This window comes from Leekyejoonella antrihumi, from assembly GCF_007845645.1.
GTDB lineage: Bacteria > Actinomycetota > Actinomycetes > Actinomycetales > Dermatophilaceae > Leekyejoonella > Leekyejoonella antrihumi.
Window position 1 is genome coordinate 1 of record NZ_VCQV01000116.1, and the last position, 1,698, is coordinate 1,698.

Annotated in this window: 1 protein-coding gene; it reads left to right on the plus strand. The window is 66.5% G+C overall.

What is annotated here, in order from left to right:
• Positions 1-132 precede the first annotated feature (132 nt).
• On the plus strand, positions 133-1,539 hold the full coding sequence (locus FGL98_RS24980) for an IS1380 family transposase (protein ID WP_146321574.1): 1,407 nt from the start codon (positions 133-135) through the stop codon (positions 1,537-1,539).
• Positions 1,540-1,698 lie beyond the last annotated feature (159 nt).

A 1,698-nucleotide genomic window follows, 5' to 3' on the forward strand; every position in this document is an offset into this window, starting at 1 on the left:
TTAGCCTCGATCCGTGGAGGGTCGCGGGTTGAGGATGGTTCGTCGGCGCGTTGTAGCGTGAAAGGCCTTCTTGGCGAGGAGAATCGGGAGTGTTGACGTCCTGACCTGTTCCACACCAAGAAGGCACTGATAGTGAAACTACAGCATGCGTGGGCACGAGCGACACCGGTGTTCGATGACGAGAACCTGATCTCATGTGCTGGGCTGTTACCGGTGATGGGCCTGGCCGAGGAAGCGGGCCTATCGGACCTGCTGACACAGCGGGTGCACGTGGACGCGGCACGGGTGGCCTCGGCCGGGGTGAACCCGGCCGGGAAGATCACCTCGATCATCGCGGGCATGGCCGCGGGCGCGGACTACATCGATGACCTGGACGTGATCCGCTCCGGTGGGATGGGCAAGGTCTTCGAGGGCGTGTATGCACCGGCCACGCTGGGCCAGTTCCTGCGCGAGTTCACCCACGGATATAACCGGCAGTTGGCGTCAGTGGCGCGGGCTCACCTGGTCAACCTGGTCGGGGTCACCAACCTGCTACCGGGGATCGGGCAGCGGGCGCTGGTTGATATCGACTCGCTATTGCGACCGGTGTACGGGCACGCGAAGGAAGGCGCCAGCTTCGGGCACGCGAAGATCGGCGGCAAGCAGCTGTTGCGCCGGGGCCTGTCGCCGCTGGTGACCACGATCAGCACCACGCAGGGTGCCCCGGTCGTCGCGGGGATCCGGTTGCGAGCCGGGAGAGCCGGGTCCGGACGTGGCGCCGCGTCGATGGTCATCGAGGCGATCGGCACCGCCCGGCAGGCCGGCGCCACGGGAGAGATCCTGGTGCGTGGTGACTCCGCGTACGGCAACCACCTGGTCGCCGGCGCCTGCCTGGACCACGGGGCACTCTTCTCTCTCGTGGTGACCAAGAACGCGCCCATCCACGCGGCGATCTCCTCCATCGCCGATAACGCATGGATCCCCGTGAAGTACCCGACCGCGACGGTTGACCCGGACACGGGCAAGCTCATCTCGGACGCGCAGGTCGCCGAGGTTGCGGAGTTCACCGCGTTCACGAGTACCGACCGGCCCATCACCGCCCGCCTGATCGTGCGCCGGGTGCGGGACGTCGCGAAGATGGACGAGCTCTTCCCGGTGTGGCGTTATCACCCGTTCCTCACGAACAACACCGAGCCCGTCGCCCAGGCCGACATCACGCACCGGCAGCACGCGATCATCGAGACCGTCCACTCGGACCTGATCGACGGGCCGATGGCACACCTGCCATCAGGGTCCTTTGCGGCAAATAGTGCGTGGGCCATCTGTGCCGGGATCTGCCACAATCTCCTACGCGCTGCGGGCACCCTGATCGGTGGCGAGCACGCGGTCGCGCGTGGCGCGACGCTGCGCCGGGACCTGGTCATGGTGGCCGCCCGGATCGCCGCTCCTCAGCGCCGCAAGTTCTTGCACCTGCCAGCCCACTGGCCCTGGGCCAATCACTGGAACACGCTGTGGAACAACACCTTCAACGGCGATATCGGGCCGCCCGCAGTCGCGTAGACCACCTGTTCATCGCGCCAAAATCGGTGCCTCCGGAGACTCCTCGTGGAAAAGCTGGGCAGACCAGCGGCACCATAACGCCCAGCCACCACGAGCCGCCCACACGCAGTCCCGACACCCGCTCACAGCCAATCAGCCCAGTCCTTCCACGGATCGAGG